At 63.8% G+C, this 21,122-nt stretch carries 23 protein-coding genes and 2 tRNA genes; 13 read left to right on the top strand and 12 right to left on the bottom strand.

Features of this window, described 5'->3' with window-relative positions:
• Nucleotides 1-15 precede the first annotated feature (15 nt).
• The 6 genes from AB5Y81_RS20680 to AB5Y81_RS20705 all read right to left on the bottom strand — a co-directional run bounded on the left by AB5Y81_RS20680 (nucleotide 16) and on the right by AB5Y81_RS20705 (nucleotide 4,046).
• Nucleotides 16-348: an antibiotic biosynthesis monooxygenase gene (locus AB5Y81_RS20680; RefSeq protein WP_139397550.1), complete on the bottom strand. Its 333-nt coding sequence runs from the start codon at nucleotides 346-348 to the stop codon at nucleotides 16-18.
• A 116-nt stretch (nucleotides 349-464) separates the two neighbouring features.
• Nucleotides 465-1,583, bottom strand: coding sequence for a glycerol dehydrogenase (locus tag AB5Y81_RS20685; protein ID WP_368146806.1), 1,119 nt, complete (start codon nucleotides 1,581-1,583; stop codon nucleotides 465-467).
• Nucleotides 1,584-1,821: 238 nt separating this feature from the next.
• Entirely contained in the window at nucleotides 1,822-2,328 is a 507-nt protein-coding gene (locus AB5Y81_RS20690) for a GNAT family N-acetyltransferase (RefSeq protein ID WP_139397554.1), read from the bottom strand.
• Between the two features lie 169 nt (nucleotides 2,329-2,497).
• Nucleotides 2,498-2,890: an NUDIX domain-containing protein gene (locus tag AB5Y81_RS20695; protein ID WP_010634103.1), complete on the bottom strand. Its 393-nt coding sequence runs from the start codon at nucleotides 2,888-2,890 to the stop codon at nucleotides 2,498-2,500.
• 20 nt (nucleotides 2,891-2,910) lie between these two features.
• Complete coding sequence (locus tag AB5Y81_RS20700; protein WP_081050876.1) at nucleotides 2,911-3,423, bottom strand: DUF4823 domain-containing protein; 513 nt, start codon at nucleotides 3,421-3,423, stop codon at nucleotides 2,911-2,913.
• 71 nt (nucleotides 3,424-3,494) lie between these two features.
• On the bottom strand, nucleotides 3,495-4,046 hold the full coding sequence (locus AB5Y81_RS20705) for a class IV adenylate cyclase (RefSeq protein ID WP_010634102.1): 552 nt from the start codon (nucleotides 4,044-4,046) through the stop codon (nucleotides 3,495-3,497).
• Between the two features lie 357 nt (nucleotides 4,047-4,403).
• On the opposite strand from AB5Y81_RS20705, the gene AB5Y81_RS20710 reads away from it, so the two are divergent.
• The 3 genes from AB5Y81_RS20710 to AB5Y81_RS20720 all read left to right on the top strand — a co-directional run bounded on the left by AB5Y81_RS20710 (nucleotide 4,404) and on the right by AB5Y81_RS20720 (nucleotide 6,307).
• Nucleotides 4,404-5,249, top strand: a complete 846-nt coding sequence (locus AB5Y81_RS20710) for a DUF5718 family protein (protein ID WP_042889058.1) — start codon at nucleotides 4,404-4,406, stop codon at nucleotides 5,247-5,249.
• A gap of 94 nt (nucleotides 5,250-5,343) precedes the next feature.
• Complete coding sequence (locus tag AB5Y81_RS20715) at nucleotides 5,344-5,835, top strand: GNAT family N-acetyltransferase (RefSeq protein WP_010634100.1); 492 nt, start codon at nucleotides 5,344-5,346, stop codon at nucleotides 5,833-5,835.
• A gap of 7 nt (nucleotides 5,836-5,842) precedes the next feature.
• The gene (locus AB5Y81_RS20720; protein WP_010634099.1) at nucleotides 5,843-6,307 is read left to right on the top strand and encodes an acetyltransferase; all 465 of its coding nucleotides are present in this window, start codon (nucleotides 5,843-5,845) and stop codon (nucleotides 6,305-6,307) included.
• 52 nt (nucleotides 6,308-6,359) lie between these two features.
• Here the strand turns inward: AB5Y81_RS20720 and AB5Y81_RS20725 are convergent, their stop codons facing one another.
• The gene (locus tag AB5Y81_RS20725; protein WP_010634098.1) at nucleotides 6,360-7,739 is read right to left on the bottom strand and encodes a DEAD/DEAH box helicase; all 1,380 of its coding nucleotides are present in this window, start codon (nucleotides 7,737-7,739) and stop codon (nucleotides 6,360-6,362) included.
• 160 nt (nucleotides 7,740-7,899) lie between these two features.
• Nucleotides 7,900-8,376 carry a glutathione peroxidase gene (locus AB5Y81_RS20730; protein WP_010634097.1) on the bottom strand — a complete coding sequence of 159 codons (477 nt, stop codon included), beginning with the start codon at nucleotides 8,374-8,376 and terminating at the stop codon, nucleotides 7,900-7,902.
• 264 nt (nucleotides 8,377-8,640) lie between these two features.
• On the opposite strand from AB5Y81_RS20730, the gene AB5Y81_RS20735 reads away from it, so the two are divergent.
• Nucleotides 8,641-9,249 carry a 2OG-Fe(II) oxygenase gene (locus AB5Y81_RS20735; RefSeq protein ID WP_054544979.1) on the top strand — a complete coding sequence of 203 codons (609 nt, stop codon included), beginning with the start codon at nucleotides 8,641-8,643 and terminating at the stop codon, nucleotides 9,247-9,249.
• A gap of 200 nt (nucleotides 9,250-9,449) precedes the next feature.
• Nucleotides 9,450-10,439: a D-alanine--D-alanine ligase gene (locus tag AB5Y81_RS20740; protein ID WP_279484400.1), complete on the top strand. Its 990-nt coding sequence runs from the start codon at nucleotides 9,450-9,452 to the stop codon at nucleotides 10,437-10,439.
• A 62-nt stretch (nucleotides 10,440-10,501) separates the two neighbouring features.
• On the opposite strand, the gene AB5Y81_RS20745 is transcribed toward AB5Y81_RS20740, so the two are convergent.
• A complete protein-coding gene (locus tag AB5Y81_RS20745) occupies nucleotides 10,502-10,915 on the bottom strand; it encodes a VOC family protein (protein ID WP_054544977.1) in 414 nt (137 codons plus the stop codon).
• Between the two features lie 166 nt (nucleotides 10,916-11,081).
• Here AB5Y81_RS20745 and AB5Y81_RS20750 point away from each other — a divergent pair, with 166 nt between their 5' ends.
• A complete protein-coding gene (locus tag AB5Y81_RS20750; RefSeq protein ID WP_065017686.1) occupies nucleotides 11,082-11,843 on the top strand; it encodes a tRNA-uridine aminocarboxypropyltransferase in 762 nt (253 codons plus the stop codon).
• Between the two features lie 207 nt (nucleotides 11,844-12,050).
• On the top strand, nucleotides 12,051-12,830 hold the full coding sequence (locus AB5Y81_RS20755) for a TSUP family transporter (RefSeq protein ID WP_010634092.1): 780 nt from the start codon (nucleotides 12,051-12,053) through the stop codon (nucleotides 12,828-12,830).
• 16 nt (nucleotides 12,831-12,846) lie between these two features.
• Here AB5Y81_RS20755 and AB5Y81_RS20760 read toward each other — a convergent pair whose 3' ends face one another.
• Together AB5Y81_RS20760 and AB5Y81_RS20765 are read right to left on the bottom strand one after the other, a co-directional pair.
• Entirely contained in the window at nucleotides 12,847-13,725 is an 879-nt protein-coding gene (locus AB5Y81_RS20760) for a LysR family transcriptional regulator (RefSeq protein ID WP_017780173.1), read from the bottom strand.
• A 52-nt stretch (nucleotides 13,726-13,777) separates the two neighbouring features.
• Nucleotides 13,778-14,695, bottom strand: coding sequence for a DMT family transporter (locus AB5Y81_RS20765; RefSeq protein WP_024943377.1), 918 nt, complete (start codon nucleotides 14,693-14,695; stop codon nucleotides 13,778-13,780).
• Nucleotides 14,696-14,861: 166 nt separating this feature from the next.
• Here AB5Y81_RS20765 and AB5Y81_RS20770 point away from each other — a divergent pair, with 166 nt between their 5' ends.
• The 4 genes from AB5Y81_RS20770 to AB5Y81_RS20785 all read left to right on the top strand — a co-directional run bounded on the left by AB5Y81_RS20770 (nucleotide 14,862) and on the right by AB5Y81_RS20785 (nucleotide 18,485).
• A complete protein-coding gene (locus tag AB5Y81_RS20770) occupies nucleotides 14,862-15,749 on the top strand; it encodes a helix-turn-helix domain-containing protein (protein WP_279484398.1) in 888 nt (295 codons plus the stop codon).
• 61 nt (nucleotides 15,750-15,810) lie between these two features.
• Nucleotides 15,811-15,933 carry a hypothetical protein gene (locus tag AB5Y81_RS20775; protein ID WP_257620924.1) on the top strand — a complete coding sequence of 41 codons (123 nt, stop codon included), beginning with the start codon at nucleotides 15,811-15,813 and terminating at the stop codon, nucleotides 15,931-15,933.
• Nucleotides 15,934-16,010: 77 nt separating this feature from the next.
• A complete protein-coding gene (locus AB5Y81_RS20780; protein WP_025201768.1) occupies nucleotides 16,011-17,648 on the top strand; it encodes an ATP-dependent endonuclease in 1,638 nt (545 codons plus the stop codon).
• Between the two features lie 117 nt (nucleotides 17,649-17,765).
• The gene (locus AB5Y81_RS20785; RefSeq protein ID WP_017780170.1) at nucleotides 17,766-18,485 is read left to right on the top strand and encodes a hypothetical protein; all 720 of its coding nucleotides are present in this window, start codon (nucleotides 17,766-17,768) and stop codon (nucleotides 18,483-18,485) included.
• 82 nt (nucleotides 18,486-18,567) lie between these two features.
• Here AB5Y81_RS20785 and glgX read toward each other — a convergent pair whose 3' ends face one another.
• The gene (gene glgX, locus AB5Y81_RS20790) at nucleotides 18,568-20,631 is read right to left on the bottom strand and encodes a glycogen debranching protein GlgX (RefSeq protein ID WP_368146808.1); all 2,064 of its coding nucleotides are present in this window, start codon (nucleotides 20,629-20,631) and stop codon (nucleotides 18,568-18,570) included.
• Nucleotides 20,632-20,827: 196 nt separating this feature from the next.
• Between glgX and AB5Y81_RS20795 the strand changes: the two genes are divergently transcribed.
• Both AB5Y81_RS20795 and AB5Y81_RS20800 read left to right on the top strand, forming a co-directional pair.
• Nucleotides 20,828-20,904 (top strand) — tRNA-Met (locus AB5Y81_RS20795).
• Between the two features lie 92 nt (nucleotides 20,905-20,996).
• Nucleotides 20,997-21,073: transfer RNA gene (locus tag AB5Y81_RS20800), tRNA-Met, on the top strand.
• The last annotated feature ends 49 nt before the right edge of the window (nucleotides 21,074-21,122 follow it).

Consider the following 21,122-nt stretch of genomic DNA (forward strand, 5'->3'; position numbering starts at 1 on the left):
CACCAGGTATCCGCCTTAGCTCTGGCTGTGTGCCTGTTCCCGCAACTCTGTCTCATCGAACGTGACCTGCCGGTAGTGCTCGACCGTGGGAAAGGGATCGTAGAAGTGATGGAGCAGGGCCTTCCACTGCTGGTATTGGGGTGAGCCACGAAAGCCCTGGGTGTGATCTTCGAGGCGCTGCCAGTTGACCAGCAGCAGATAGCGGTGAGGATCGGTCAGCGAGCGCTGGAGCTGGTGTCCGCTGTAACCGGGCATGGTGCTGATGATGCGCTGGGCCTGGGAAAATGCCAGCTCGAAGGCGGCAGCCTGACCGGGGATGACCTGCAGATGGGCGACTTCCAATATCATGGTGACTCCTTGTCCCAAGGGGAAAAGGGCCATTGCAGCAGGTCGGACGGGGAATGACAAGGCCGGCCACAGGGGCCGACCTTGCCGGTTTGATCACGATATTACTTGAGTGCCGATCAGGTGCGTGGGTGGCGGGCCCGGTAGCGCTCGGCCATGGCATTGGCCGCGATCATGGCGTGGTAGACATCCTGCTCGCTGACGCTCATCGGCATGTTGCCCATGGTGTCGAGGGGATCGCAGGCAAGCTTGGCCACCTGACGCCACTCGCTCTCCACGAACTGGCTCAGTCCCATCTCCTGCAGGGTCATGGGCAGGCCGGCCAGCTGGATGATGGGCATCACCTCGTCGAGCTCGGCCTGGGGCGCGCGCTCGAGCACCAGCTGGGTGAGCAGGCCGAACACCACTTTCTCACCATGCTGGGCCCGGTGCAGATCTGGCACCACCGACATGCCGTTGTTGACCGCATGGGCCGCCGCCAGGCCGCCCGCCTCGGCGCCTACGCCACTCAGATAGATGGTGGCCTCGATGGTCTGCTCCAGCGCCGGGGTGGTGACATGGTGGCGCACCGCGTCCATCGCCAGCTCGATGTTCTCCCCCAGCAGCTCGTAGCAGAGCCGGGCCAGCCCGAGGCCGGTGCGGGAGGGGCGCTTGCCCACCAGATTGATGCCGTCGGCCCGGTAACAGGCGCGGGCCTCGAAATAGGTGGCGAGTGCATCGCCCACGCCGGCGGCAAAGAAGCGGGCGGGGGCCGCCGCTATGATGGCGGTGTCGGCGATCACCACGTCCGGGTTTTGTGGCAGGAACAGATAGCGCTCGAACTCGCCCGCCGGGTTGTAGATCACCGCGAGGGCGGTGCAGGGGGCATCGGTGGAGGCGATGGTGGGAAACAGCACCACCGGGCGGCGCAGGTAGAAGGCCACCGCCTTGGCGACGTCCAGGGTCTTGCCGCCGCCGATGCCGACGATGACGTTGGCCCCCTGCTGTTCGGCAAGATCGCACAGGCGGCGGATCTCGATGTCGGTGCACTCGTAGTTGAACTTCTCGACCGCTCCTTTCAGGCCCGCCTGCAGCAGGCCGGCCAGCGCCTCTTCCCGCACCCGCTCCAGAATGAACTCGTCGCTGACAAGCAGGGCGTTGTCGCCGAAATCTTTCACGTGATCATGGAGTTGGGGCAGCAGATCGTGGCCGATGATGAACTTTTTGGGGGAGGTGACGGTACGAGGCAGGATAGACATGCAATATTCCTCAAGGCAGTAAGTGGCACCCGATTGGTATGCAAACGGGTCTTCCTGCCACACCATACGCCTCGCCTGGCGTGAGGTGAAGGAAAAATGGCGCTCAAATGGGGCTGAAGTTGGATCGGAATTAATCCATCTGACCGATTTGATTGTTTTGGAAGGGCAAAATGCAGGGAAAAACTGCACGCCCTCCATAGGGAGGGCGCGGCAGTTCAGTGGAGGTGTGGTGCGAGCCTCAGAGCTGCTTGTAGAAGAAGAGGGTGGCCGCCAGGGTGCCATCGGCACTGCGGGCAAAGGCGGGGATCTGGCCCGCCTCCTGATAGCCCAGCTGGCGATAGAGGCGGGAGGCGGCATCACCCACCCGGGTGTCGAGCACCAGCAGGCTACGGCCGGCCTCTCTGGCCCCTTGCTCCATGCTGGCCATCAGGGCACGGCCGACCCCCTGGCCACGGTGGAGACTGTGCACCATCAGTTTTTCCACCTCGGCGCGGTGACGGCCATTGGCTTTGGTGCACAGCGAGAGCTGGAGGGCACCGACCAGCTGGTGTTGCTCAAAAGCGACCCAGAGCCGGCGGCTGCCCGCGGCCAGCTCCGTCTCTATGCCCTGCCAATAGACGAGCCCCTGCTCTTCGGTCAGCGGCGGCAGAAAGCCCACCGAGGCGCCACTGGCCACGCTGTCTTGCAGCAAAGTGATGAGGGCAGGCTTGATGCCCTGGGTGGTATCAACCTCAACTATGTCCATCAGGAGTCCTTGTCAACGAAGTTCACGCCGTCGGCCCGGTCTGCCGCGGCGCCTGCCGCCAACGGGACCGGCGGCAGGATGACTGGCTAGACTCGCCGTTTCTGCCACCAATTTCAAGTCGTTGTCGCTCGCCGGGTGCGCCCGATCACGCCCTCCAGGCGGGTTTCCCTCAGCGGATGAGCTTCTGTTCGACCAGCCAGGCAAACAGCAGCCGGGAAACCGGGGAGATCTCGGCCATATGGCGGCTGTCGAGCCAGCGCAGCTCGGCGATCTCCGCCGAGGCGACGGGCGTGCCGTCAGCCTCGCCGGTGTAGCAGCGCAGCTTGACGTTGACCCCGTCTGGCTTGCCGTCGGCCTGGGCGCTGAACTCGCAGGCAAACGCCAGGGTGTCGGGCTTGAGGGCCACGGCCAGCTCCTCCTCGATTTCGCGCATCAGTGCCGCTTCGTCGCTCTCTCCCGCTTCGCGCTTGCCGCCGGGAATGTAGTAGATGTGCTTGCCGTGGGAGCGGGCACAGAGCAGTTGCTGATCCTTGAAGGTCAGCCAGGCGAGTTTGTCGATCATGGTTCTATTCCAGTAGTCAATCAGTAGAGACTGTTCACGTATTTCTCGGTCGGTTCAGGCAACAGATCCTGTGGGTGATCACCACCAAATGTGGCCCATTTGCTTTTTCCTTTAAACGACGAGTTGGCGATACTCTTTTTGCTCAGGGTGTCGTATATAACTAATTGAATTTCAATTACATCTGGTTTGCCTGACCATTCGGTTGCCCTCTCTTCCCAATGTAAAATGACGGGTTTTACGTAATATCTGAATTGGGTTGGTTGAATATCGTTCAGGCAAGGTTCGCCATGGCAACGGGTGGTAATTTCAACTCTGTGAGCTTTCTTGGAAAATGCCGCATAGATTGCCTGAGCAGTCATTTTCCCCGAATTTTGATATTGCGTTGTTTCGTATGAGCCATCTTGGGGCTGCGAAATAAGCACCCCCTGGCTGGGATCGAGCTTGCTGGTCATTGTTTGCACATTTGATTGCTGATATGTAGAGCTGCAACCAACAGCAAGTAATGACAAGAGGGCAGTAACATAGTTTTTCAAAATACATTCCCTTGTTTAATTGAATAAGTTTGATGATTTGAGTAATGGCATGATTTTTATATCAAATCTAATCAACAGACTGATTGATTAAGCTCACATAACGCTTTGTAAGAGCGCTGCTCACGCTGTTTCAAACCCAGTGTTGACGCCAACGCTTCCAAGGCATGCCTATATTCCACCAGTCGCTCCTCGTCATCGGTCATGATGGCCAGCTCGGCAAAATCGCCGAGCCCCGCCAGGTGATCCAGGGTGACGTGGAAGGGGCCGACGAAATAGATGCTGCGCACTTTGCGAAGAGTCAGTATCGGCTGGTAACCCAGGGTGTGCAGCATGCTGATGGCCTTGTCGGCGTCGGTGATGTTGACCGCCTCGCAGCGATCGGGCTCGGGCCCCTTCACGATCCAGAGCCGGATGCCGGAGGGTTGCATGGCGCGGATCAGCAGGCTCTTGCCGGCCGCGCTCAGGCTGCGGTCCGGCGTGTCGAAGTAGGTGTCCTGCTCCTGATTGCGCTCCAGCATCACCTCGGGATTGAGGGCGGCGAGGGCCGTGGTGAAGGCCGCGACATCGCCGAGCCTGTATTTGAACTCGACCTCGAAGCGGCCCTGAAAGTGCTGTGCTGACATCGGCAGGCATCCTTGAGTGTGCGGATTGGCATGGCGGGCAGCCTAACAAAGTTGGCGGGCGGGCCCAAGGGGCAAGGCGGCAGGATGTGGAAACGATCTGTTTCCGGGGGCCATGGTTGATCAATGCGCAGCATGCCACCGTGATCAAGGGTGCGCACCGCACACGGTCGAGTGAGTTTGGGCATGGCGGTTGCTCACAAGCTCGCTGAGCGGCCGGCAAAAGTTCGCGCTGGCGCACAGGATGGGGCGTGCAGGCTGGGCGAGGGCAGACCCCTGTGTTTTAATCCTCGCCACGTTTGCGGTAGCCGCCCCGTGCCGGGCCGCTGCCTTCGCTTTGGCAAGATGCAGGTGAGCAAGATGCAAGTGACAGCAGAGAGCAAGTTTATCGGACTCGGGGTGGCGGGCAATTTCGCCGGTCATCTGGAGCAGGCCGGCGAGGCCTCGGATTTCGTGGCGGTGGTGGTGCGTGACACCAGCGCTCCCAAGGCGCTGTTCCCCTTCTACGTGCCGGGCCACCCCGGCCAGCTCGGCGTCTTCCCCTTGAGCGGTGACGCCATCTTCTTGCCGGAAGCGGCGGTGAGCGGCGATGAGAAAGTGCAGATAGAGCCGGAAGTGGCGCTCTGGTGCGAGCTGGAGTACGCAGGAGAGCAGGTGGTGGCCATCCACCCGCGCGCCTTTGGTGCCTACAACGACTGCTCCATCCGCCGTCCCAACGCCAAAAAGATCAGCGAGAAGAAGAACTGGGGTGAAGAGAGCAAGGGGCTGGCCCCCGCGTTGTTGCCCCTTTCCCACTTCGCCGCCGGCTGCGAGCTTGATGACTACCGCATCGCCTGCTATCTGGAGCGGGATGGCGAGCTGCACCCCTACGGGGTCGACAGCGCGGCGGTGGATTACAGCTACTTCCACGGCCAGCTGCTGACGTGGGCCATCGACAAGTTCAACCATCAGCAGGACGAGGGGCCGGCAGAGCACATCCAGGGGCTGCTGGCCCAGGCCGGGCGTCCGGCTCATGCCCTCATCAGCATCGGGGCCACCCGCTATACCCCGTTTGGCGAAACCCACTTTCTCAAGCCCGGCGACACCGCTTGCGTGCTGCTCTATCCGGCCAGCCATTATAGCGAAAGTGATATCCGTGAGGCCATTCGCACCCGTCAGTTTGGGCCGGATCTGTCGGTGCTGCTGCAGGCGGTCAAGACCCGCTGAGGCGCGTTTGCCGATTTGCAGGGATGGTGCCCCCGAGGTTTGCGACCCTCGTCCAGGGTGGCGGTGTGTCGCCATGGTTCAAGGAGAAGGAAGGATGACGCTCATAAGGCGCTGTACCCTGCAGGATATGGCCGGCCTGCTGGCACTCTATCGGGAGTTGCGCCCCCATGACCCCGCGCTTGCGCCGGACGCTGCCCGCACGGCGCTGACGGCCCTACTGGCGCAGCCGCACCTTTACCTGCTGGTGGCGGAGGTGGATGGCCAGCTGGCGGCCACCTGCCAGCTCGGCGTGGTCGCGACCCTGACCAATGGTGGCCGGCCGTTTGGCATCATAGAGCACGTGGTGACGGCCTCTGCGTTTCGGCGCCGGGGCATCAGCCGGCAGTTGCTGACCCATGCGCTTGAACTGGCCTGGCAGCAGGATTGCTACAAGGTGATGCTGCTGTCGGGGGAGGGGCGCGAGGCGGCCCACCGTCTCTATGAAAGGCTGGGCTTCAAGGCCGGCATCGAGAAGGGGTTTGTCCTCAAGCAGGTCGACGCCATGACAACGACCGGACAGGCCCCGAACAATCAAGCGATTGAGTGAGCACGATATGAGACTGGAGCAGGCAGAGCGCGGGGATTATCAGGTCCTGATCGCGCTGTGGGAGGCGTCGGTGCGCGCCACTCACCATTTTTTGCCGGAGGAGGAGATAGCCCCTCTGCGCGAGCTCATCCTGGAACATTACTTTGACGCCGTGGCCCTCACCTGCGCCCGCAGCGAGCAGGGGATCGCCGGCTTTTGCGGGGTGCACGAGGGCAATATCGAGATGCTCTTCATCGACCCCGCCCTGCGCGGGGGCGGGGTGGGTCGCCTGCTGGTGGCCGATGCCATCGCCCGGCTGGGGGCGACCCGGGTGGACGTCAATGAGCAAAATGAGCAGGCGCTCGGTTTTTATCGCCACCTGGGCTTCGCGGTAGTGGGCCGCTCGGCGCTGGACGGGCAGGGCAGGCCCTATCCGCTGTTGCACATGTCCATTGCGACAGAGGGCACTGACAGGCCAGTGACGCCATCATGAAAAAAACCGCCCTCGGGCGGTTTTTTGTTTATGACGGGATCAGGACGGCCTGTTACTCCTCATTGGAGTTGTCCTGATAGTCGCCGCGCTGGGCCTTCGGCAGGCGGCGCATGGGGGCAAAGCCGATATCCTCGCCCACCACTTCCCGCTTGCGCGCCGGGGCGGGTTTCTTGGCACCATCCCCCTTGCCTTTGCCGGCGGCGGGCTTGCCCTTGCCACCCTTGGCATTGGCGGCGCCACGGGCGCGCGGCGGGTTTTGTACCGGCTTGCTGCCGGGCAGGGTCTGCCGGCTCGGTTTGCCGCTGGGTTCATAGCCGTCCAGGATCTCGACGGAGAGGGATTGGCCGATCAGCGCCTCGATGGCCTTGAGCTGACCCAGCTCGTCCTGGCTCACCAGCGAGATGGCCTCGCCGCCACGACCGGCGCGGCCGGTGCGGCCGATGCGGTGGATGTAATCCTCCGCCATCTGGGGCAGCTCGAAGTTGATCACGTGGGGCAGCTGATCGATGTCCAGACCTCGGGCGGCGATGTCGGTCGCCACCAGCACTCGCACCTTGCCCTCGCGAAAATCCGCCAGCGCCCGGTTGCGGGCACCCTGGCTCTTGTCGCCGTGAATGGCGACGGTATCCAGGCCATCCTTTTGCATCTGCTGGGCGAGCCTGTCGGCAATCTGCTTGGTGCGTACGAACACCAGCACCCGCTGCCAGTTGCCGCGACCGATCATGTGGGAGAGCAGCTCGCGACGCCGTTCCCGGTCGACCTGGATGATGCGCTGGGTCACCTGTTCGGCGGCGGTGTTGCTGGGGTCGACCTCGATCAGGGTCGGGTCGCTCAGCAGGTCATCCGCCAGCGCCTTGATGTCGTCCGAGAAGGTGGCGGAGAAGAGCAGGGTCTGCCGCTCGGTGGGCAGGGCCTTCATGATGCGGCGGATGTCGTGGATGAAGCCCATGTCGAGCATGCGATCCGCCTCATCCAGCACCAGCACTTCCAGCTCGGTCAGGGTCAGGGCGCCCTGGGTCAGCAGGTCCAGCAAGCGGCCCGGGGTGGCCACCAGGATGTCGATGCCGAGCTTGATGGCGTCCAGATTGGGTTTGATGCTGACACCGCCGTAGGCGATCAGGGTGCGAAACGGCAGGTGGTGGGCATATTTGATGATGCTCTCGCCCACCTGGGCGGCCAGCTCGCGGGTCGGGGTGAGCACCAGGGCGCGCACCTGACGACGGCCACGGCCATGGTTGGCCAGCAGCCGCTGCAGCATGGGCAGGGTGAAGCCGGCCGTCTTGCCTGTGCCTGTCTGGGCGCCGCCGAGCACGTCCTGCCCGGCCAGAATGGCGGGAATGGCTTGCTGCTGGATGGGGGTTGGCTGTTCGTAACCCAGCTCCTTGACGGCCCGCAGGATGTGCGGGGACAGACCCAGTTCGTTGAATGACATGTTCGAGAGAGACTCCTCTGGTGAGCCTTGGGCTCAGCGGGTGACCGGCGCACGGGGCCGGCCACGGGATGAAAGTGATAACGGGGGCGTAATATAGCAAAAGCGCGGCCGCTGCGCAGTAGCTGTCGCACCGGCCGCTCAATTAGGCAGGTTCAGGCAATCAGAGCAGATCGCGGATGGGGGCGACCAGGTTTTCCGGTTTGGTGGTGGGGGCAAAGCGGTCCACCACCTGGCCGTCCCGGTCGATCAGGAACTTGGTGAAGTTCCACTTGACGTTCTCCAGCCCCAGCAGACCCGGCTTCTCCTTCTTGAGCCACTGATAGAAGGGGTGGGCCTGTTCGCCGTTGACCTCGCACTTGGCCATGATGGGGAAGCTGACCGGATAGTCGAGGGAGCAGAAACGGGCGATCTCCTCGGCATCGCCCGGCTCCTGATGGCCGAACTGATCGCAGGGGAAGCCCAGGATGACCAGCCCCTCGGGCCCCAGCTCCCGATAGAGTGCCTCCAGTCCCGTGTATTGAGGGGTAAAGCCGCAGCGGCTGGCCACGTTGACCACCAGAATGACCTGGCCCGCGAGGGAGGCGAGCGGCAGTTCGCTGCCGTCGAGGCGTTGCAGAGTGAGTTCGGGCAAAGACATGAAAGACTCCTTTGAGTGGGCCCATTCAGGGCACATTGCACCACGTTAACGGGGGCGGCGGCGGGGAGCAAGCCGGAGTGCTCCCTTGCTGGGAGCAGATTGAGTGCGCCGGATCACAGAGTGGCGATCGGGTCGAGATAATGGGGGTCTTGGCGGCCCGGATGGCGTATTGATGGTGGGACTTCTCAAGAGAAGCAAACCGGTTTGTGTCTTGGCCGGGAAGTCGCTAAAAAGCGCCCTCTTTCCACTTGTTGCGAGTCAATCTTGGACTATCAAGCCGTCATGGACGCCATATACACCCGGGGATGGGTGATAGTGGATGATTTTTTAACCGCCGCCGAGGTGGATGCCCTCAGGGCCTGTCTGCCGGACGAGTGGCGACCGGCGGGGATCGGCCGCGATACCCTGCATCAGGACAACCGCGACATTCGCCGGGATCAGATCCACTGGCTCGACGCCTCCCTCGGCGCGCCGGTGGCCGACTATCTGGCCCGCATGGAGGCGCTGCGCCTGGCCGCCAACCGGATGCTGATGCTCGGGTTGTTCGACTACGAGGCCCACTTTGCCCGTTATCGCTGCGGTGACTTCTATGCCACCCATCGCGACGCCTTCGCCGGGCGCTCCAACCGCCGCCTCACCTCGGTGTTTTACTTGAACAACGACTGGCAGCCAGAGGCGGGCGGGTTGCTGCGCATGTACGGTGACGACGAGCAGTTTCTGATGGACGTCTCCCCCCGGGGCGGGCGACTGGTGCTGTTTCTATCCGAAGAGTTCCCCCACGAGGTGCTGCCTGCCAACCAGGAGCGCTACAGCATCGCCGGCTGGTTTCGGGTCAACGGCAGCGGCAATGGCCGGCTCGATCCGCCGCGCTGAGCTCTTTTTATCCAATTTCTGACACAGGCGGGAATTTTTATGGCTCTTGTCGGCGGATGGGGCGCCCATCGGCTGACAAGGCTCGATCTCCCTTGCTACACTGGCCCGCACTTATCTTCGTATCTGGCTTCGTCCGGTTTTAATGCGGTTGGGTTTTAAATGGTGATGGCGAAGCCGCTTTTCCCAAGGGATCACATCTAATGAAGAACATCCATGTCTTGCTGCTGTGTGGCGGCGGTGGCTCCGAACACGAAGTCTCGCTGCGCAGTGCCAATTTCCTCGAAAAACAGCTCTCTCTCCTGCCCGGCGTGGAAGTGACCCGGGTCGAGATGTTTGCCGACCGTTGGCTCAGCGCCGACGGCCGCGAGTGCAAGCTGGGGCTGGACAAGCTGCTCTCTTTCGACAGCGTGGCCCGTCCGGTGGATTACGTGGTGCCCTGCATCCACGGCTACCCGGGTGAGACCGGCGATCTGCAATCCTTCCTCGAGCTGGCCGGCCTGCCTTACCTGGGCTGCGACGCCGAGGCGAGCAAGGTGTGCTTCAACAAGATCACCACCAAGCTGTGGCTCACCGCCCTCGGCATCCCCAACACCCCTTATCTGTTCCTGACCGAGCAGGGCGAGGCGGCGCTGAGCGAGGCGAAAGCGGCGTTGGCCAAGTGGGGCAAGGTCTTCATCAAGGCAGCCTCCCAGGGCTCTTCCGTCGGCTGCTACTCCGCCAGCAACGAAGCGGATCTAGTAAAGGGCATTGCCGATGCCTTCGGTTACTCCGAGCAGGTATTGATCGAAAAAGCGGTCAAGCCGCGCGAGCTGGAAGTGGCGGTCTACCAGTACGGTGACGAGCTGGTGGCTACCTACCCGGGCGAGATCTGCGTGCCGCAGGACAAGTTCTACACCTATGAAGAGAAGTACAGCAGCGCCAGCCACACCGAGACCGCGCTGCGTGCCGAAGAGCTGAGCCAGGCCCAGGCCGATGCCATTCACGAGTACGCCCTCAAGGCGTTCCGTCAGCTCAAACTGACCCACCTCTCGCGCATCGACTTCTTCCTGACCGAAGAGGGGGAGATCCTGCTGAACGAGATCAACACCTTCCCGGGCATGACCTCCATCTCCATGTTCCCGAAACTGCTGGAGCATCACGGCCACAGCTTCGCGCACTATCTGGAGCAGATCCTGCGCAAGGCGGTCTGATGGCTTGCCGAACGTAACAGAGGGGCCCGCGGGCCCCTCTGTCGTTGTTGTGGTGGGCGATGTCACATGGGGTCAGGGGTGAACAGCCAGATGTGCGCCCCTTGCGGATCCGCAATCAGGGCCATGCGCCCGACCCCCGGGATGTTCATGGCGGGCACCACCACGGTGCCGCCGTGCTGGTTGACCCTGAGCACCCTGGCATCTACGTCATCCACCGCGATATAGGTTGCCCAGTGGGGTGGTACGCCGGCCATATCGGGATTGCCCCGGGTAGATTGCACGCCGGCGATCGGCCTGCCATTGGCAACCAGCATGGGGTAGTCGCCGCCTTCCATCGCCATGGTCTGGCTCTCCCAGCCGAGCACCTCGGTGTAGAAACGGATCCCGGCCTCGGCATCGGGGAGATAGAGCTCGTGCCAGGTGAAGGTAGTGCCTTCGGCCAGGGCGTGCTCGCGGGCAATGTCTTGTTCTGCCATCGTCGTCCTCCTGTGTCCCATGCGTGGGTGCATGGATTGACGACCAAGTATTAAAGAGGCGTGGCATCCCGGCTTGCCCCAGATGGGGGGCCTTGCTGCGCAGAGGGCGCACCGTTACAATCTGCCCCCTTTTGTCCCGCCACAGGCACCGTCAGAGCCGCGTTCCATGAAGCCAATCCCCGATCACGCCGTCAATCGCCTGCGCATCTGGCGCAAGAGCGTCTCGACCCGACCCTTCCTCGCCCGTGGCGGCAGCGTGCCGCGCTGCGAAGCCTGCCAGCTGCGCCACGACTGGTGTGCCTGCGAGTGGCGCCCCGAGCTCAAGGCCGAGGCCGGCTTCTGCCTGCTGATGTACGACAGCGAACCGATGAAGCCCTCCAATACCGGCCGCCTCATCGCCGATGTGCTGCCGCAGACCACCTGGGCATTTCTCTGGTCGCGCACCCAGCCCCATCCCGAGCTGCTGGCCCTGCTGGCGGATCCCGCCTGGCAACCCTATGTGGTGTTTCCCGCCTGCGAGAAGGAGCCGGCCCGGCTCACTTCTGTGGTGACCCCGGTTCCCGGCAAGAAGCCGCTCTTCATCCTGCTGGACGGCACCTGGCCCGAGGCGCGCAAGATGTTCAACAAGAGCCCCTATCTGGACGGTTTTCCGGTGCTATCCATCAAGCCGGATGCGCTCTCCACCTATGGCATGCGAGTGGCCCACTGCGACGAGCACCTTTGCACCGCCGAGGTGGCGGCCTGCGTGCTGGAGGTGGCCGGCGAGCTGGCGGCAGGGCAGGCGCTGCAGCTGTGGTTCAATCTCTTCAGCAGCCGCTACATGGCGGGCCGGGTCAGCCGGGCCCCCGGTGAGGATGAGGCTCACCTGCAACAGGCGCTGGCCGACCTCAAGGCCGATGGGGCGACCTGCGAGTCTGACGCGGCCTGATCAAGGCGGGCGAGGGGACCGCACGCGTGCCAGCCACGTCATGGTGCACTTGATTGATGAAAATCAGGAATCAATTGCCTGCCACCGTTTCGTTGGCGTCATGAGCCAAGCCCCATTAGGATAGCGACCTGCGGTGTTTATCAGGCTCATGGCGAGCCTGCGCTGTGCGGGCCCTTGCGGGCCCCGGTCAATTTCGCGAGGCGATGGATGGAACTGGAACTCTTTACCCTGCTTGCCCTGTTTGGCGTGGCCCTGGTGGCCGGCTTCATCGATGCCATTGCCGGCGGCGGGGGCCTGCTGACGGTGCCCGCTCTGCTCGCCACCGGCATGCCGCCGGCCCTGGTGCTTGGTACCAACAAGCTGCAGAGCAGTTTCGGCTCCTTCTCCGCCACCTGGTTCTATGCCCGCAAGGGGCTGCTGGAGTGGGCCATCATCTGGCCGGCGGTCATCTGTACCTTCATCGGCGCGGCCATCGGCACCCTGGCGGTGCAGACCATAGATGCCGCCATCCTGGAGCGGTTGCTGCCCTTCCTGCTGATGGCGTTTGCCTGCTACTTCTACTTCTCCCCCCGGGTGAGCGATGCGGAGAGCCAGCGCCGCCTTACTCCCATGGCATTCGCCCTGCTGGTGGGCGGTGGCGTGGGTTTCTATGACGGCTTCTTCGGGCCGGGTACGGGGTCATTTTTTGCCATCGGCTTCGTGGCCCTGGCGGGTTTTGGCATGGCGCGGGCCACCGCTCACACCAAGCTGCTCAACTTCACCTCCAACATCGCCTCCCTGCTGTTCTTTACCCTGGGGGGCAAGGTGGTGTGGAGCGTTGGCCTGTGCATGGCGCTGGGGCAGTTCATCGGGGCCCGCATGGGCTCCAAGCTGGTGCTCAAGAAGGGGGTCAAGCTCATCAAGCCGCTGCTGGTGACCGTCTCCCTCTTGATGTCCGTCAAGCTGGTGTGGAGCCAGTATCCCGAGCTCTTTGCCTGGCTGGGATGACGCCTTGCACAAGGGATTAAGGGATCATAGAGAGGGCCCTGGAAGTCAACTGCCGGAAATGGGCCTGCAGGGCCTGCACCAGGCGGGCAATGCGATCGCGCTTGAGGCTGTTTGGCCGGTAGACCAGGTGGAGCGGGCGCCCCAGCCCCGGTAGGGGACGGGCCTGCGCCCCTTGCTCGCCCACCAGGGCCAGCAGGCCGGCCGGCAGCAGCACGGGGCCAATCCCCGCCTTGGCCAGCTCGATCAGCGCCAGGTAGGAGTCGAGCTCCATGGCCGGAGTCAGGCCAAGGGCCGCCAGCGGCTCACGCAGATAGCGGTTGGAGGGGTTGTCCAGATCCATGGTGAGGATGGGTTGCAGCCGCTCGGCACTCTCTTCTTGGTGCTCGGACGCCGCGTTCCCCACCAGATAGAAGGGCTCCTCCAGCAGCCGTTCGGTGCACAGGCCGTGGCCGGGGGGCAGACGCCCGGCGCAGATGCCGAGCAGGGCGTCGCCGCCGCGCACCCGGGCCAGGATCACCGGGGTGTGGTGGGTGGAGAGGGCGATGTGGGGATCACGCTCGAGATAGTCGTGCATAAAGCGGGCGAGGTAGCCCGCCAGCAGGGTCTCCGAGCAGGCGACGGGCAGGGGGGTCTGGTCGGTGAGGATCTGGCTGTCCGTCAGCACCCCCTTCATCTCGGCCAGGCTCGGGGCTACCCGGGTGAGCAGCTCCCTGGCCTGGGGGGTGAGGCGGGTGTGGCGCCCATCCGGCTCGATGAGCTTCTTGCCAAGGCGCTGTTCCAGCTGGGCAATGCGCTTGCTGACCGCCGACTGGCTGATGTAGAGGCGGCTTGCGACCTTGGCCATGGTGCCCTCGCTCGCCAGCAGGCAGAGTGTCTCCAGCCCTTCCAGTAACATGCTCTCTCCCGTCCTCGTCTGTTGAAAGCGGTTACCTTAGGGGCTGGTGGCATCAGGGGCAAGTACCGTTTGTAGCCCGTGCCAGCGGCCAGCGCCACGCCTTGACGGGCGGGGCGAAGATCACCAGGTTGCCGATGAGGCTCACCACCACGCCGACCACCGACACCGGCTGCCAGACGAACCCCTCGTAGAAGGTGGACAGGGTCAGCGCCACCAGAGGAAACAGCACGGTGGCGTAGGCCGCCTTGCTGGGGCCGATGCGCCCCACCAGGGTGAGGTAGGCTGTGAAGGCGATGACGGAGCCGAAGATGGCCAGATAGACCATGGCCGCCAGGTAGCGCGGATCGGTGGGCAACGTCAGCGACTGACCGAGCAGGGTGACCCAGCCCAGCAGCAGCCCCACGCCGTAGACCATGCCCCAGGGTACCATCTGCAGCACGTGATAGCCCTGGCGCTGGCCGCGGGCCGAGACCAGGTTGCCGAGCGAGAAGCAGAGGGTGCCACCGCAGGCAAACAGCAGCCCTTTCCAGCCGTTTGCACCCAGTTGCGCATCCGCCAGCACGGGCCAGAACAGCAACAGGGTGCCGACGAGCCCCAGCAAGGATCCTTGCAACCAGCGCAGGCCGGGTCTTTTACCCTCGAACAGCCAGAGGTTGAGGCCGTTGAAGATGCTGGCGCTGGCGAAGATCACCGCTGACATGCCGCTCGGGATATAGAGGGTGGCGTGGTAGAAGCAGAGAAAGTTGGTGGAAAACAGCAGGGCGCCGAGCAGGGCGGCGTAACGCTGGCCCGCCCAGGGCAGGCGCGGGAACTTGCCGCTCACCGTGAGCAGGGCAAACAGCGCCAGCGCCGCCAGGGCAAAGCGATAGAGCACCGAGACCTCGATGGGGATGGGGCCGAGCTGCCAGGCGATGGCGATCCAGGTGCTGCCCCAGATAAGGACGGTGGCAAGATAGAGCATCAGGTTCATGGGGTATCCGGTGAGATGAGAACGACATGGGATCAGCATGCAGCGGGCGGTGGTGGCGGGCTTACACCATCTTGCGGTTTTTTACGGGCAGCCGCAGCCTTTGCCGCCGCGCCGCGTTAAGATGGCGCACAGGGGCCATAGGCAAGCAACAAGAGGAACAGAGCGGGTGCTGCAGACTAAGCCGGCGGGAGTATTCGATGCACTGGTCAGCACGGGCGCGCGACTGGAGAACGCCTGCTGGCTGGAACCCGGCCTTGGCGTCGCCAGCTGGCGCAACTGTTACGATCAGACCCGCTACCACAAGCCGGGCCACCATACCCTGAGCGTCTATCTGCAGGGGGGCGAGCAGACCGAGCGGCTGGACGGCCCGGGTGGCCACGGCGGCACCGGCAAGGTGTGCATCATGCCGGATCACCACAGGTCCGAGTGGCTGGTGCGCGAGGAGTTTCGCTTTTTCCACCTCTACTTCACCCCGGCCCACCTGATTCGCATCGCCGAAGAGGTGTGCGACAAGGAGGGGCGCCACCTGCTGCTGGAGGACAAGACCTTCATCGACGATCCGCTGGCCGCTAGCCTGGTGCAGGGCCAGCTGATGCAGCTGGACTGGCAGCACCAGGTGGACAGGATGGCGCTATCTCACGGTGCCTGGATGTTGATGCTGCACGCCTATCGCCACCACACCCGGGAGGCGCCGCCGCTGCCCGAGGTGCGCGGCGGGCTGGCACCGGCGGTGATCCGGCGGGTGCAGGAGTACCTGTTGGCCCATCTGGCGGAGCCTGTCACCTTGGCCGAGTTGGCGCAGGAGGCGGGTCTGAGCGAATACCACTTCGCCCGCATGTTCGGCCAGAGCCTGGGTTGCCCGCCCCACCGCTACCTGCTGGGGCTGCGGCTCAAGCGGGCCAAGCAGCTGCTGGCGGGTGCCGACTCCCTGGCCAGCATCGCCATCCAGTGCGGTTTCTCGTCCCAGGCTCACCTTGGCAACCGCTTTCGCGAAGCGTTTGGTCTGACCCCGGGTCAGTGGCGCAGCCAGCTGTCATCCTCCTGTCACAGATAAGCGGCAGATTGGTTGGCAACGAGGGGGAGCCTCGTTCCTTCAACCCGCACAGGAGATGCCCTTGAATCATCGCAAACGTCAGACTCGCACCCGCCACCTCTGGTTCAGCCACTGGAACGCCCCCCAGGGCCGCCTTGGCATACCGACCCCGCCCGAACCGCTCGTTCCTCACAGTTCCCGCTGAAAATCGCCACGACCCGATAGGATTTTCCCGACAACTTTGCCACTATTGCGCCATCAGGATGGACTGGATATGGCCGCATGTTTCTGGAACGCATTGAAGTCAAAGGTTTTCGCGGAATAAATCGCCTCTCGCTCGGGCTGGACCACACCACAGTGCTCATCGGCGAGAACGCCTGGGGCAAGTCCAGCCTGTTGCGCGCCCTCTGGTGTCTGCTGGGCCAGGATGCCGAGCCTTACCAGTTCAGCAGCGATGACTTCCATCAGCCCGAAGATCCCGAGCTCGAGCCGGCCCGCCACTTGCAACTGGTGCTCACCTTCAGCGAGCACAGGCCCCAGATGTGCCTGCATTCCCAGCGACTGGCCCGTCTCGGCGCCGCCTGGATCAAGCACAAGGACAAGTTTCACCGCATTCACTACCGCGCCAGCGCCGAGCTGCAGAGCGACGGCTCCGTTACCACCACCCACGACTTTCTCGATGGCATCGGCAAGAGCCTGACCATCGACAATGCCCACGAGCTGGTCTGCCTGCTCATCACCATGAACCCGGTGTTCCGGCTGCGAGATGCCCGTACCGCCCGAAGCGGGGTGGAGACCCTGCAGTGGGGGGATCTCTCCGAGCTGCGGCTGAGCGAGCTGGCCGACAAGCTGATCGACGAGCCCCAACGCATCGGCGAGCCCGAGCTCAAGGAGGCGCTGCAGGCGGTACGCCAGCTGATGGATCACTACTTCAACGCGCTGGCCCCCATCAAGAACAAGCCGCGCAGCCAGCGGGAGATCGTCAATCGCCCCATGACCCTGCGCAATCCCGGCAATTTGCAGGCGCTGCTGCGCAATGCCGACAACCGGGCGCTGCAACTGGCGATGGCGGGCATGGCGGCCACCCTGCTGCAGGCGCGGGGCAACCGGGAGCTGGAGCAGGGGGCGCGCCCCATCATGATCCTGGAAGACCCGGAGAGCCGCCTGCACCCTACCATGCTGGCACTGGCCTGGGGCCTGCTGGAACAGCTGCCTGGGCAGAAGCTGCTCACCACCAATTCGGGGGATCTGCTCTCCTCGCTGCCCCTCAACCAGATCCGCCGGCTGGTGCGCCGCCAGCAGGATATCCTCTGCCATCAATTGGGGGGCGAGCGCTACAGCAGCGACGATCTGCGCAAGATTGCCTTCCACGTGCGCATCAACCGCCCCATGTCGATGTTTGCCCGCTGCTGGCTGTTGGTGGAGGGGGAGACCGAGATCTGGCTGCTCTCCGAGCTCGCCCAGATCTGCGGCTACAGCCTGCGAGCGGAGGGGGTGCGGATCATCGAGTTCGCCCAGTGTGGTCAGTCACCCCTTATCAAGGTGGCGCGCGATTTTGGCATCGAGTGGCATCTGCTCACCGACGGCGACGAGGCGGGGGTCAAATACGCCACCTCGGCCCGCTCCCTGCTCAAGGGGGAGCGGGAGCGGGACAGGCTGACCCAGTTGCCGGCGGCGGACATAGAGCACTACCTCTATCACAACGGCTTCGAGGCGGTGTTCCGGCGTGAAGCTGGCGTCGGGGGGCGTTCGACCCTCAACGCCGGGCGCATCATCAACAAGGCGATTCACCATCGCAGCAAGCCGGGCATGGCGTTGGCGGTGGTGGAGGAGGCGGAGCGGCTCGGCGGCGAGCACATCCCGCCGGTGCTGCGCCAGATGTTCGCCCGGGTGGTGGCGCTGGCCCGTGGCCAGAGCTGAGCCCTTCGTCGCAGGCTGATGCGCGGCAGGGATTGGGGATGGCGGCGGCTTTGGGTATACTCGGCCCCTTCATCCGGCGCCATCGGCGCGTTCTGAATTCTTGCTGCTGGAGGCGTCATGTTCGTCCAACTCCCTTTTTGGCTCTTTCCCCTGACCGGCCTGATGGCGCTGGGGGCCCTCATCGCCCTGGGCCTGGTGCTCTGGCGCGGTGATCTCTGCCCGGGCCAGCGCTCGCGGATCACCACCCAGCTCTTCTCGGTCTGGGTGATCACCGGCCTCTCCCTGATGCTGGCGGTGGAGGCCAAGGCGGCCGACTGGCTGATCTGGAGCGGCGGCGCCGCCCTGATCCTGGGAGTGGTGTTGTCACTGGCTCAATCCCGGCTGGAGGGCAAGCGCGCCATCCCGGCCACCCTGTTCTGGCTGCCGGCGGTGCCGCTGCTGGTCTATGGCATCGGCTTGCTGCAGATCCAGGGCTGGCTTGGCGGCCTGCTGCAGATGGTGCTGCTGGGGGCGGCCTTCGCCCATCTGATGCTGCTGCGGGCCCGTCACCGTCTGCAGGCGTTCAACACCCTGTTGCCGCTGGCCGGGCTGGTGGCCGCCATCCTGAGTCTGCTCTGGCTGGCGGTGCTGGTGGGCTGGCAGGGGAGCGGCGCCGGCCTCGACGCCCTGATCCCCGGCGTACTGACCCAGGCGGCCCTGCTGATCGCCGCCCTGCTGCTCTGGTTCAGCCCGCTCTATCGCCAGCAGGAGACGGCGCCGGTGGTGGTCTCCACCGCCCTGTGCGGCCTCATCATCGCCCAGATCGCGGCGACCAGCGTGCTGCACCAGCTGGCCTGACCGACCGGCATCATGAAAAAGCCCACCCCGGGCAACCGGGGTGGGCTTTTTGCTGGCTGTTTGCGGCCCTGGTGTGCGGCCTCTAGTAGAAGTCGTCGGCGCCGCAGATGAAGAGGCAGCTGCTGCGCGGCTGGGCCAGGTACTCCCGGGTCAACCCTTCGAGCGGCATGCCGAAGGTGCTGATGTCCTCGGGCGAGGGCAGGGCGGTATCCAGGATCCGGCGCCAGTAGCCACCGACCCCCTTGGGGGGACTCGGCAGGTTGAAAGTGAGCGGCTCCCAGTAGGCGTTGAACAGCACGTAGAGGGCCAGCCGGGTTTCGCTCGACAGGGCCGACATGGCGATGGCGTGGGAGTGGGGGCCGAAGTCCGGCTGGGCGGCGTTGACCCCGTGCCAGCAGATCTCGCTGTGGCGCAGGATCTCGGTCAGCGACAGCGGCATGCTCTCCTGCTCCGGGCGCTGGAACAGGTGCTTGCGATACTGGATCAGCTCCTTCATGAAGCGGAACGTCTCTTGCCCCCTGGCATCGGGCTGCCAGTGCATCCAGCAGGTGGCGTTGTCCTGGCAGTAGCCGTTGTTGTTGCCGTGCTGGGTGCGCAGCACCTCGTCCCCCATCAGCAGCATGGGGGATCCCACTGAGAGCAGGGTGGCCACCATCATGTTCTTGGCCTGACGAGTGCGCAGGGCGTTGATCTGGGGATCCTCGCTCGGCCCCTCCTGGCCGTGGTTCCAGCTGAAGTTGTGATCGCAGCCATCCCGGTTCTGCTCGCCATTGGCCTCGTTGTGCTTGCCGTTGTAGCTGGTCCAGTCCCACAGGGTGAAGCCGTCGTGGCAGGTGACGAAGTTGATGCTCTTCTCCGGATCGGCGTGGTGGTAGTGGTAGATGTCCGGGCTGCCGCACAGCCTCTCCACGAACGCCATCACGGCGTTGTCATCCCCGCGCAGGAAGCGGCGCACGTCGTCTCTGAACTGGCCGTTCCACTCGCGCCAGCGGGCGCCGGCCAGGCTGCCCACCTGATAGAGGCCCCCCGCATCCCAGGCCTCGGCGATGAGCTTGATGTCGGCGATGCGGGGATCGGTATCGATGGTGCGCAGGGTCGGTGCATTGGCCTGGGGCTGGCCCGACTCGTCCCGCGACAGGATGGCCGCCAGGTCGAAACGAAAGCCGTCCACGTGCATCTCCTGACGCCAGAAGTGGAGGCTGTCCATGATCATGCGCAGCACCACTGGGTGGGCGCCGTTGAAGGTGTTGCCGCAGCCCGAGTAGTTGGTGTCCTTCTGATTGGCGTCGAGGATGTAGTAGGCCTCGTTGTCGATGCCGCGAAAGGAGAAGGTGGGGCCATCATCGCCCCCCTCGGCGGTGTGGTTGTAGACCACGTCCAGGATCACCTCGATGTTGGCGCGGTGCAGCGCCTTGACCATGTCGCGAAACTCGGTGAGGGGATCATCGCCGCTGGCGTACTGGGCGTGGGGGGCGAAGAACGACATGGGGCTGTAGCCCCAGTAGTTGGAGAGCCCTCTGGGGGCATCCTGGGGATCGAACTGGAACACCGGCAGCAGCTCGACTGCGGTGACGCCGAGGGATTGCAGGTAGGGGATCTTCTCGATAAGGCCGAGGTAGGTGCCACGCAGGGCGGGGTCGACCCCCGAGTCCGGCGACTTGGTAAAGCCCCCCAGGTGCAGCTCGTAGATCACTGAGCGGGAGAGGGAGTGGGCAGGCAGCTTGTCCCCCTCCCAGTCGTAGTTTCGGGTATCCACTACCCGGTTCTTGGCGCAGCAGGCCAGGTTGCTGCCGGGGCGGGCCGCCGCCCAGCGATCATAGTTGGCGCCCAGCTCGATGCTGCGACCATAAGGATCCAGCAGCACCTTGTCGGCATCGAAGCGGGTGCCGTAGTAGGGGCGCCAGGGGCCCTGGATGCGATAGGCGTAGCGCTGCCCCAGCCCGATCCCCTCTATATGGATGTGCCAGTAGTAGGCGGTGCGGTTGAGGCGGGGAGAGAGGGGGATCACTTCCGGCGTGGCATCGTTGGCGCTGGCAAACAGCAGCAGTTCGACTCGACTGGCAAGACGGGCCCAGATGGCGAAGTTGACGCCGTCGTGCTCGGGTGTGGCCCCCAATTGACGGCAATGACCGGCGGAGATGCGCATGATAAACCTACCCAAAACGAGGAGTTACAAACCATCTGAGTGTAGTGCGCCAGCTTGGCCCACAAGCTGCTTGCCTGAAAAAACCGCGCTCTGTTGCAAATTCCTGCGATTTATGCCGGTTTAATCTACGAATGAAGTTTTTTTAGGATATTTACTTGCAATCTGAGCGCCGGCGCCTATTATTGGCGACCTCAGACGCGGGGTGGAGCAGCCCGGTAGCTCGTCGGGCTCATAACCCGAAGGTCGTCAGTTCAAATCTGGCCCCCGCAACCATCTGAGTTCTTGCATCAGCCTTGTTTCACAATGTGCTGATAAACAAGAGAATTCGAACAGGTTACTGCTCAGCCTGAACGAAAAAATACGGACGCGGGGTGGAGCAGCTCGGTAGCTCGTCGGGCTCATAACCCGAAGGTCGTCGGTTCAAATCCGGCCCCCGCAACCAACTATTTGTGTCCATGGCAAGGCAGCGCCCTGCGGTGGAGACGAAGACA

This window comes from Aeromonas sp. s2 (assembly GCF_040907935.1).
Taxonomy (GTDB): domain Bacteria; phylum Pseudomonadota; class Gammaproteobacteria; order Enterobacterales; family Aeromonadaceae; genus Aeromonas; species Aeromonas dhakensis.

What these genes read in the sequence shown, in the direction of transcription:
- AB5Y81_RS20680 (WP_139397550.1), bottom strand. Translation starts at nt 348, where the DNA reads ATGATATTGGAAGTCGCCCATCTGCAGGTCATCCCCGGTCAGGCTGCC.
- AB5Y81_RS20685 (WP_368146806.1), bottom strand. Translation starts at nt 1,583, where the DNA reads ATGTCTATCCTGCCTCGTACCGTCACCTCCCCCAAAAAGTTCATCATC.
- AB5Y81_RS20690 (WP_139397554.1), bottom strand. Translation starts at nt 2,328, where the DNA reads ATGGACATAGTTGAGGTTGATACCACCCAGGGCATCAAGCCTGCCCTC.
- AB5Y81_RS20695 (WP_010634103.1), bottom strand. Translation starts at nt 2,890, where the DNA reads ATGATCGACAAACTCGCCTGGCTGACCTTCAAGGATCAGCAACTGCTC.
- AB5Y81_RS20705 (WP_010634102.1), bottom strand. Translation starts at nt 4,046, where the DNA reads ATGTCAGCACAGCACTTTCAGGGCCGCTTCGAGGTCGAGTTCAAATAC.
- AB5Y81_RS20710 (WP_042889058.1), top strand. Translation starts at nt 4,404, where the DNA reads ATGCAAGTGACAGCAGAGAGCAAGTTTATCGGACTCGGGGTGGCGGGC.
- AB5Y81_RS20715 (WP_010634100.1), top strand. Translation starts at nt 5,344, where the DNA reads ATGACGCTCATAAGGCGCTGTACCCTGCAGGATATGGCCGGCCTGCTG.
- AB5Y81_RS20720 (WP_010634099.1), top strand. Translation starts at nt 5,843, where the DNA reads ATGAGACTGGAGCAGGCAGAGCGCGGGGATTATCAGGTCCTGATCGCG.
- AB5Y81_RS20725 (WP_010634098.1), bottom strand. Translation starts at nt 7,739, where the DNA reads ATGTCATTCAACGAACTGGGTCTGTCCCCGCACATCCTGCGGGCCGTC.
- AB5Y81_RS20730 (WP_010634097.1), bottom strand. Translation starts at nt 8,376, where the DNA reads ATGTCTTTGCCCGAACTCACTCTGCAACGCCTCGACGGCAGCGAACTG.
- AB5Y81_RS20740 (WP_279484400.1), top strand. Translation starts at nt 9,450, where the DNA reads ATGAAGAACATCCATGTCTTGCTGCTGTGTGGCGGCGGTGGCTCCGAA.
- AB5Y81_RS20745 (WP_054544977.1), bottom strand. Translation starts at nt 10,915, where the DNA reads ATGGCAGAACAAGACATTGCCCGCGAGCACGCCCTGGCCGAAGGCACT.
- AB5Y81_RS20750 (WP_065017686.1), top strand. Translation starts at nt 11,082, where the DNA reads ATGAAGCCAATCCCCGATCACGCCGTCAATCGCCTGCGCATCTGGCGC.
- AB5Y81_RS20755 (WP_010634092.1), top strand. Translation starts at nt 12,051, where the DNA reads ATGGAACTGGAACTCTTTACCCTGCTTGCCCTGTTTGGCGTGGCCCTG.
- AB5Y81_RS20760 (WP_017780173.1), bottom strand. Translation starts at nt 13,725, where the DNA reads ATGTTACTGGAAGGGCTGGAGACACTCTGCCTGCTGGCGAGCGAGGGC.
- AB5Y81_RS20765 (WP_024943377.1), bottom strand. Translation starts at nt 14,695, where the DNA reads ATGAACCTGATGCTCTATCTTGCCACCGTCCTTATCTGGGGCAGCACC.
- AB5Y81_RS20780 (WP_025201768.1), top strand. Translation starts at nt 16,011, where the DNA reads ATGTTTCTGGAACGCATTGAAGTCAAAGGTTTTCGCGGAATAAATCGC.
- AB5Y81_RS20785 (WP_017780170.1), top strand. Translation starts at nt 17,766, where the DNA reads ATGTTCGTCCAACTCCCTTTTTGGCTCTTTCCCCTGACCGGCCTGATG.
- glgX (WP_368146808.1), bottom strand. Translation starts at nt 20,631, where the DNA reads ATGCGCATCTCCGCCGGTCATTGCCGTCAATTGGGGGCCACACCCGAG.